Annotated in this window: 6 protein-coding genes; all 6 read left to right on the top strand. The window is 72.2% G+C overall.

Annotation, left to right across the window (positions count from 1 at the left end; genetic code table 11):
• Window positions 1-1,801: aldehyde dehydrogenase family protein (locus tag ACFV61_RS32255; RefSeq protein ID WP_380495502.1), on the top strand; the 1,801-nt coding region annotated here is incomplete at its 5' end.
• A 5-nt stretch (window positions 1,802-1,806) separates the two neighbouring features.
• Entirely contained in the window at window positions 1,807-3,522 is a 1,716-nt protein-coding gene (locus ACFV61_RS32250; protein ID WP_380495500.1) for a thiamine pyrophosphate-binding protein, read from the top strand.
• A 25-nt stretch (window positions 3,523-3,547) separates the two neighbouring features.
• Window positions 3,548-4,825 carry a beta-ketoacyl-ACP synthase II gene (gene fabF, locus ACFV61_RS32245; RefSeq protein WP_380495498.1) on the top strand — a complete coding sequence of 426 codons (1,278 nt, stop codon included), beginning with the start codon at window positions 3,548-3,550 and terminating at the stop codon, window positions 4,823-4,825.
• A 10-nt stretch (window positions 4,826-4,835) separates the two neighbouring features.
• On the top strand, window positions 4,836-6,818 hold the full coding sequence (locus tag ACFV61_RS32240) for a condensation domain-containing protein (RefSeq protein WP_380495496.1): 1,983 nt from the start codon (window positions 4,836-4,838) through the stop codon (window positions 6,816-6,818).
• Window positions 6,815-8,062: an aminotransferase class I/II-fold pyridoxal phosphate-dependent enzyme gene (locus ACFV61_RS32235; RefSeq protein ID WP_063351932.1), complete on the top strand. Its 1,248-nt coding sequence runs from the start codon at window positions 6,815-6,817 to the stop codon at window positions 8,060-8,062. The genes ACFV61_RS32240 and ACFV61_RS32235 overlap by 4 nt, the downstream gene beginning before the upstream one ends.
• A 74-nt stretch (window positions 8,063-8,136) precedes the next feature.
• Window positions 8,137-8,442: acyl carrier protein (locus tag ACFV61_RS32230; RefSeq protein ID WP_380495494.1), on the top strand; the 306-nt coding region annotated here is incomplete at its 3' end.

Below are 8,442 nucleotides of genomic sequence, written 5' to 3'. Positions count from 1 at the left end.
TGTGGTCGTCGACCCCCCGCCCCCCCACGGCAGGCAGCGTCCCCACGGCCGGCTCGGCGAGCTCGTCGTCCGCAGTGACGGCCTGATGACCGGCCACCTCGGCGCCGACGGTGAGATCGTTCCGGTGTCGAGTCCCGTTCACCGCACCGGCGACATCGGCCTGATCGACGACGCCGGCCGCGTCTTCCCGGTCGGGCGCAAGCACGCCGCGCACCGTGACGGCCACACGCTCTATCCCGACCACCTTGCCAAGCTGGCCGAGTCGGCCGGCGCGCAGACCGAGGTCGTCGCGGTCCCCGACGCACGTCTGGGCTGTCGTCTGGTGTTCGTGATCGCGGACCCGGACGCTCACGAGCCCGCGCACTGGAAACGGCTGCTGCGCCCTGTGCTCGCCCGCTACGAGCAGCCCGACCACATCGTCGTGCTTCCCTCGTTGCCCCTCACGAACACGGGAAAGCCCGACCGGGCCGTTCTGGAGAAGATCGCCATGAGCTCGCTGTCCGCATCGCCCAGGACGACCACCGACGTCACCGCATCCGGCTCGACCGCCGGCTCGACCACCGGCTCGACCGTCGGTGCGACCGGCTACCGCATCCCCTTCGCCGGCCGTGTCGACGCGCTGCGCGCAGTGCGCCAGTACGTGGCCGACAACGAGGACGCGGTGATGGGAATCCTCACCGAGATCTCGCCCCACCACACCGCCGGCGCGGAGATCCGTTCCTTCCTCGCCACCCTGGACGGAGCGGAGGAGGAGATCCGTCGCGTCCGGCCCGGCTGCGTGCCTCGGGTCGCGGTATTCATGCCTTCCAACATGCCGCTCCATTCCTACGCGCTCTACATGCTCATAGCATCCCTTTACAGCGAAAGAATCACCTTTCGGCCGTCCTCCGAGATCAAAAGCCAGGTGCAGCGCCTGCACGACCTGCTGGCACCGGTTCACGGCCTGCCCATCAGCCTTTCCGAGCTCAGTCAGCGCAAATTCGTGACAGGGCCGGTACGCGAGGCGGACCTCGTCGTCTTCACCGGCAATTACGTCAATGCCGAGACCGTCCGCGAGGGGCTGGCGGAAGACCAGCTCCTCCTCTTCTTCGGTAACGGCATCAACCCCTTCGTGATCGCACCCGACGCCGATCTCACCCGCGCCGTGCACGACCTCACGAGGATCCGGCTCTACAACTCGGGCCAGGACTGTTTCGGTCCCGACGTCGTGTTCACGCCGAAGGGCCGCACCGAGGACTTCGTCGACCTGCTGTCCGCCGAACTGGCTTCGCTGCGATTCGGAAGGAACGGCGACCCCGCCGCCGACTACGGCCCGATCTTCTACGACTCGGCGCTGGTGAACTGCTCGGGCTACCTGGTGCACCACGCACGTCGCATCCGGCACGGCGGGCGCATCGACCTGCCGTCCCGCAAGATCGAGCCGACCGTGCTGCTCTGGGGCTTCGACGACAAGATCCCCCTCGAAGAGATGTTCGCCCCGGTGTTCAACGTCGTGGCCTATCCCAGCGCGAGGCTGTTGCGTGAACGGCTGTCGAACCCCTACTTCAGCGAGCGCGCGCTGGGAGCGATGGTCTACGGGAACGATCCGCAGACGGTGGATGTGCTGGCCAGGCGTCACCAGACCTGTGTCGACCACACGCTGCTCGACGCCGAGGACGGCAACCGCCCGTTCGGCGGATTCGGGATGCGGGCGAACTACATCTCCTACGGCGGCGAGCGGCACGCCGAACCGCTGCTCATGTCGCAGGCCGTGGCACAGACCCTCCCGACGGCTGCCCCCGTCACGGTGAGCGGGGAGTGAACCAGGTGAGCAAGGTGAGCCAGGTGAGCCAGGTGAGCAGACGGTACGCCGACGCGTGGTCCGCGATCGTCGACCTGCTGGTGGCCAACGGGGTGGACACCTGCTTCGGGTTGCCCGGCGACGATCTGGAGCTGCTTCGTGCCCTCGACGCCGCCGGACTGGACCTCGTGCCGTGCCGTGACCAGCGCAACGCGATGTACATGGCGACCGGTTACGCGCTGCAGTCGGGCCGGCTCGCCGTGTGCGCACTGGGCAAGGGCCCGGCTGTCACACACGCGGCCACGGGACTGCTCGAAGCGCGGGAGTCCGGTGCACCCGTCCTCGTGCTCGCCGCCGGCGTGCCCGAACGCCGCCGGGGCAGCGGCGGATTCCAGGAACTCGACCAGGTCGCCGTGACGGCGCCGCTCGTGCGGTGGGCGCACCGGGTGGGGCATCCGGACCGGGTCGTCCCCGCGACGGTGACGGCGCTGACCCGGGCTCTGGGGCCGCCGCCCGGACCCGTGTACCTGGAGGTGCCCGATGACGTCCGCACGGCGGAGGTCCTCGTCACCGGAGCATGGCCGACGCTGCCCGAACCACTGGTCCTCGAGTCCGTTCCCGTGACGCCGGGGCCGGCCCTGGCGGCGATCCGCGAGAGCCGGCGTCCGGTGGTGCTGGTGGGCGGCGGAATGCGGCACCGCAACGGCGGCGGCGTGGTCGAGCGCTTCGCCGAACGCCTCGGCGCGGCGCTCTTCACCACCGCGTCCGGCCGCGGTGCCGTCGACGAGCACCACCCGCTGTTCTGCGGCGTGGCGGGCCTCTACGCCGCGGCCCCCGCCCGCGAACTGTGGTCGTCCTGCGACCTGGTGGTGTCGCTCGCCGGGCGACTCGAGGAGACGGTCGTCGAAGGCGGAACACCGTGGCCCCCGGTCGCGGTGGTGCAGGTCAACGTGGATCCGGGCGGCCTGTCGGCCGAGTTCGCGGGCCCGCGGGTGCTCGGGGACGCCCGGCACGCCGTGCTCGGCTGGTCGCGGGCGCTGGAGGAGGGCGGCGAGGCCGAACGCGCGGACGCGACCGAGGTGTGGGCGAACAGGATCGCCGACGCCCGCAAGGCCATGTCGCTTGAGGTGGAGGCGGAACTGGTCCGCGCGGCGACGCTGCCGGGGATCCGCATCGCCGAGCTGCTCGCCGCGCTCGACGCCACCGCGGGCGAGCCCCGTGTGCTGGTCCAGGAGAACGGGCTGCAGGACATGTGGTCCTACGGCTTCCCCTTCCACGTCGGTGGCGGGTCCGTCGTGCCGTCGGAGCAGACCCCCTTGGGCTTCGGCGCGGCCGCGGCCATCGGGGTCAAGCGGGCCGCCCCGGACCACGAGGTCACCGCGTTCATCGGGGACGGCGCGTTCCTCGCGGCCCGCGCGGACATCGCCGTCACCGCTCCGGCCCACGGCGGCGTGCTGTACGTGGTGCTGTGCAACGGCGGCTACGGCTGGCTGGACGCCCAGCGCGCCCGCCTCGGGCTCGACGCCGAACGCCACCCCTTCGCCCGCCCGGGCGCGCCGCCGCCCGTGGTGGACGGGCCGGACATCCACTGTCGAGTGCTGCGCGACAAGGCCGCGCTGACCGCTGAGCTTCTTGCCGCGCGACGGTTCTGCTCCCGGGGAGGCACGGCCGTGCTCATGGTGCCGGTAGCGCCCGACGACATCCTCCCCTGCATCCGCGACGCCGAGGTGGTTCCCCAGTGACGAACGCAGCCGAGGTGGTTCCCCAGTGACGAACGCAGGAGAGCGGGGCGACGCCGGGCGCAGCCGGCACCGGCGCCAGGTGGTGGTCACCGGGTACGGGGCGGTGACGCCGCTCGGCCACAGTGTCGGCGAGACCTGGGCGGCGATGCTCGCCGGCCGCAGCGGCATCGCCACCGTGGACGCGATCGACGTGACCGGTCTCGGCGTCCGGATCGGCGGCCAGGTGCGCGGCTTCACACCCGGCCGCTACATGCCGCCGACGGTCAGCCGCCGCGCCGACCCGTACGCGCAGTACGCCCTCGCCGCGGCGCTGGAGGCGTGCGAGCACGCCGGACTCGTCGTCGACGACCGCCTGGCGCCGCGGGTCGCCGTGATCATCGGCAGTGGCTACGGCCCGGTCGGGGCGATCTACCGCGCCGCGAACACGCTGCGCGACAAGGGGCCGCGGGGCATCAGCCCGTTCACCCAGGTCACCACCGCCATGGACAGCGCAGCCTGCGAGATCAGCATGCGTCTCGGCACCCAGGGGCCCAGCCGGGCCCAGAGCACGGCGTGCGCCAGCGGCGCGGACGCGGTGGGCGCGGGGATGCGCATGATCGGCAACGGGGAGGCGGACGTCGTCCTGGTCGGCGGCGCCGACGCCTGCGTCACCACCGTCGACCTCGCGGGCAGCGGCAACGCCCGCGCGCTGTCCAGGCGCAACGACGACCCGACTGCGGCGTGCCGGCCGTTCGACGCGCACCGCGACGGGTTCGTGATGAGCGAGGGGGCCGCCGTGGTGGTGCTGGAGGCCGCCGAGGTGGCCGACCTGCGAGGGGCGACGGCTCTGGCCGAACTCGCGGGTTACGGAGCGAGTTCCGACGCTCATCACTGGACCGCCCCGCATCCGCAGGGGCGGGGCGCGTGCCTCGCCGTCGAGGCGGCGCTGCGCGACGCGGGGATCACGGGGGCGGACGTGGACTACGTCAACGCGCACGGCACCGGAACGGTGCTGAACGACGCCACCGAGACGGCCGTCCTGCGCAAGGTGCTGGGTGATCGTGTCACCCGGATCCCGGTCAGCTCCACCAAGTCGATGACGGGGCACATGATCGGTGCCGCCGGAGCGGTCGAGCTCGTGGCCTCGATCCAGGTCCTGCGCACGGGTGACGTCCCACCGACCATCAACTGCGACGAGCCGATCGACCCGGACATCAACTTCGTGCCGCACCGGGCGCAGCACCACGAGCGGATGCGGATCGCTCTCAGCAACTCGTTCGGCTTCGGCGGCCACAATGCCGCTCTCGTGGTCCGAGCGGTCTGAGGGCCCGGCCGTGAACCGCCTCCCGGAGCCGACCCCGAGCGCCGCCGCCGTCACCCGCAGCGGGCCGCTGACCTGGGTCCAGCAGTGGCACTGGTTCGAACGCACCATTCCCGCAGCACGGCGGGTGAACCCGACGCCGCTCGCCGACCACTGCCACGTCCCGCCCCCGGCAACCCTCGCCGACGTCCACGTGGCACTGGCCTCCCTCACCGCCCGTCACGAGGCGCTGCGCACCACGGTCGACCCGCTCCGCCCGATCCAGCACGTCCACCGCGCGGACTGGGCCCCGCTGCCGGTCGACCACCTCGACGTCCCGGCCGTCGATGCCGGCACCCTGGAGGCCGCCACCGCGGCGCTGGCCGCCCGCCCGATCGATCCCGAGCGGAATCCGCCCTGGCTCGCCAGGGTGCTGCTCGTGGCGGGAAGGCCGCGTGCGGTCCTGCTGGCCGCCCACCACGTGCTGATCGACGGCTGGGGGCTGGCGGTACTGATCAACCAGTTGCACGACCAACTGCACGATCAACTGCGCGGCGTCGGCGCGCCGGCGGAGGCGCCCGTGCACCCGCTCGACACGGTCGCCGCCCAGCCCCTGGAACGCGCCCGCGCGGCGGAGCGCGAGTGGCTCGCGCGGCGCGCGAGCAATCCGACCGGCGTGCTGGCACCGTTCGGCGGGGCCGACGACGGCGCCGGACGCCACCGCCTCCAGCACCGCTCGGTGGGTGCGTACGACGATCTCCACCGCGTCGCCCGGCGACATCGGGTCAGCCCGGAGGTCGTCGTGCTCGCGGCGCTGGCCCACGACGTCGCCGGCCGCACCGGTGAACACCGGTTCCTCGCGTCCGTGGTCGTCTCCAACCGGGCCCGGGCCGCTCTGCGCAACAGCGTCGGCGTCCGGGCCCTGACGGTTCCGGTGCAGATCGACCTCCGCCCGGGCGCGGCGTTCGGCGAGGTGGTCGCCTCGGTGGCCGCCGCCTCCGCCGCCGCCTACCGGCACGGTCAGTGGCGCCCCGCAGAACTGGTCGCCGCCGAGGCGCGGATGCACCGTCGCCTCGGTGTCGTGACCGTACCGACCATCGAGTACAACTGCTACTCGTGGCCGCGCGACTACCTGGTCCCCGGGTACCCGGCCCCCGCGCACGACACTTTGCCGGACGCGTCCGCCACCTGGATCCGCAGCGCGCCCGACGAGCCCTGCGACACGCTCTACGTCGACCTCAGCCTCGACGCGGGGTTCGTCACCCTCGATGTCACCGTCGGGGACCACCTGCTCGACGCCGGGCAGGCCGTGGCGTTGCCCGTCCGTCTGTGCGCCTTCCTGCGCGCGCTCGCCGGCGGTGCCGAGTGCCCGGTTCCGGCGCGCCCGCTGACACCGGCCGCCTCCGGATGGTGGCGCGCCCCGCAGGGGTGGGTGTGCCCGGCCAAGGTCGAGGACGTGCTGCGCGGCCATCCCGGAGTGCTCGACGTGACGGTGGCGCCCAGCGGGGACGCCGCGGGGCAAGGCGAACCGCACCTCGTCGCACACGCTCGCACCGCCCCCGGTGTCACCCCCGACGACTTGCACCGCCACGTCCTGGACCACCTCGACGAAGTGCCCGGCATCGCGGCCCCGGGCCGCTACGTCCTGTCCCCGGCCGGTCCGGGATCCGGCCGGTCCTCCACCCCCACCACCGACACGGGAACGCTGCGGATCCCGTCTCGCCCGCCCACGACAGACGCCGAACGGGCGCTGGCCGCCGCCGTGGCCGCTGTCACACCCGGCGGCCTGCCGGGCAGCCCCTCCGACAGCCCTGACGCCGTGGACATGAACCGTTGCCTGGCCGACCACGGAGTCACCCTGGTCGCCGTCCCCCGTCTGCTGGCGCTGCTCCACCGGTTCGGCTTCACCGGTATCGCGTCGGACGAACTGGCCGGAACGGCCTCGCTCGGCCACCTTGCCACCGCCCTGGAGCCCTCACCGCCCCGCGCCCATCGTGGAGGAGAAACCTCGCCATGACCGCGTCCCGCACCGCTGGACCCTCCGCGGACCGCCTGGCCCCGTGGGCCTTCGCCGCCTTCGTCGAGGCGAACACCCACGACACGGCGTACCGCCCGCCGGTGGTGGACGGTCCGGTCGGGCCGACCATCGTCCGCAACGGCCGCGAGCTGGTGAACTTCGCCAGCATCAGCTTCCTCGATCTGGAGCGCCACGTCCCGGTACGGCGTCATTTCGCGGAGGGGGCGCTCGCCCACGGCCTGAGCACCAGCGGGTCCAGGATGACCCAGGGGATCTGCCGCCCGCACCAGGTGCTGGAGGCGACGATCGCCCGTCACACCGGCAAGGAACGAGCCATCAGCTTCGCCACGGGGCTCCTGGCCAACATCGGGTTCGTCCACGCCATGAGCAGTTCCGCGCACTTCGACGCCGGGATCGAGGTGCGCAACCACGACACCGTGTTCGTCGTCGACCGCGACGTCCACTGGAGCATCTGGAAGGGCCTCCAGGGACTTGACTACGGCCGCAACGTCCACGCGTTCCGGCACAACGACGTCTCCGACCTGGCACGCGTCCTGGACCGGGCCCGCACCCGCAAGACCGTGGTGATCGCCGAGAGCATCTACTCGGCCGACGGCACCATGGGGCCGATCGTGGAGATCCTCGACGAGTGCGACCGGCACGGCGCCGTCAGCATGATCGACGATGCGAACGGCTTCATGGTCTACGGGCCCGAGAACCGCCCCTACGCCCGGGAGGCGGCCGCGATCCGGGAGCGGGCCGACTTCGTCATGGTGTCGCTGTCGAAGGCCATCGGTCTGGAAGGCGGCGCGATCGCCGGGCCGGCGGCGGCCATCGACGCCTTCGAACTGCTCTCCGGCACCTCGATGTTCACGGCTGCCATCCAGCCGCCGACCGCCTACGCCGCCGACCGCACGATCGACGTCCTCGCCGGCACTCCGGGGATCGTCGACGACTACCTGGCGCATGCCGCCCGCCTTCGCCAACAGATGCACGAGGCCGGCACGGCGACGACGCCGACCGAGTCGTACATGCTCTCGGTGCCGATCGGAAGCGACGCCGCCGCCCTGCAGATGCGGGAGTGGTTCGTCGAGGACGGCTACCTCGTCCCCGTCTTCTCCTACCCGGCCGTCTCACGCAACCAGGCGCTCCTGCGCCTGTTCCCGCACGCGGGCCACACCGAGGAGCAGCTGGACGGCTTCCTGCGCACCCTCCTCGCCTACCGGCGACGCCTCGGGCTCTGACGTCCCCACCGAGGCCCGCCGCACCGACTGATGGCCGACGCCGACCCCATCCCCATCCCCAGAGAGAGGAACCCGTGGTGGACTACATCGACATCCTCAACGCCATTGCCGAGATCGTCGAAGAGGTCCTCGGCATCGACTCCGCCGAGGTGAGCGCCGAGACGTCGTTCACCGACGACCTCGACGTCGACTCCCTGGCCATGATGGAGATCGCCGTGGCGGTCGAGGACAGGTTCGAGGTGAAGATCCCGGACGACCGGGTCACGGGGTTGAGGACCGTCGGCGACGCGGTGAACTACGAACCCCGGACCCCTGTCGCCCCCCCGGAGCGGGCGTCTACCGGGGGCCCCCCCCCCCACACTGGCACCCCGCCCGCGCGC

The organism is Kitasatospora sp. NPDC059817 (assembly GCF_042731835.1).
In the GTDB taxonomy this organism is placed as follows: Bacteria; Actinomycetota; Actinomycetes; order Streptomycetales; family Streptomycetaceae; genus Kitasatospora.
Note: the sequence above shows the minus strand (reverse complement) of the source record. Positions and strands in the feature narration are given on the sequence as shown.

Coding starts and splice junctions, on each gene's coding strand:
- ACFV61_RS32235 (WP_063351932.1), top strand. CDS start 6,815: ATGACCGCGTCCCGCACCGCTGGACCCTCCGCGGACCGCCTGGCCCCG.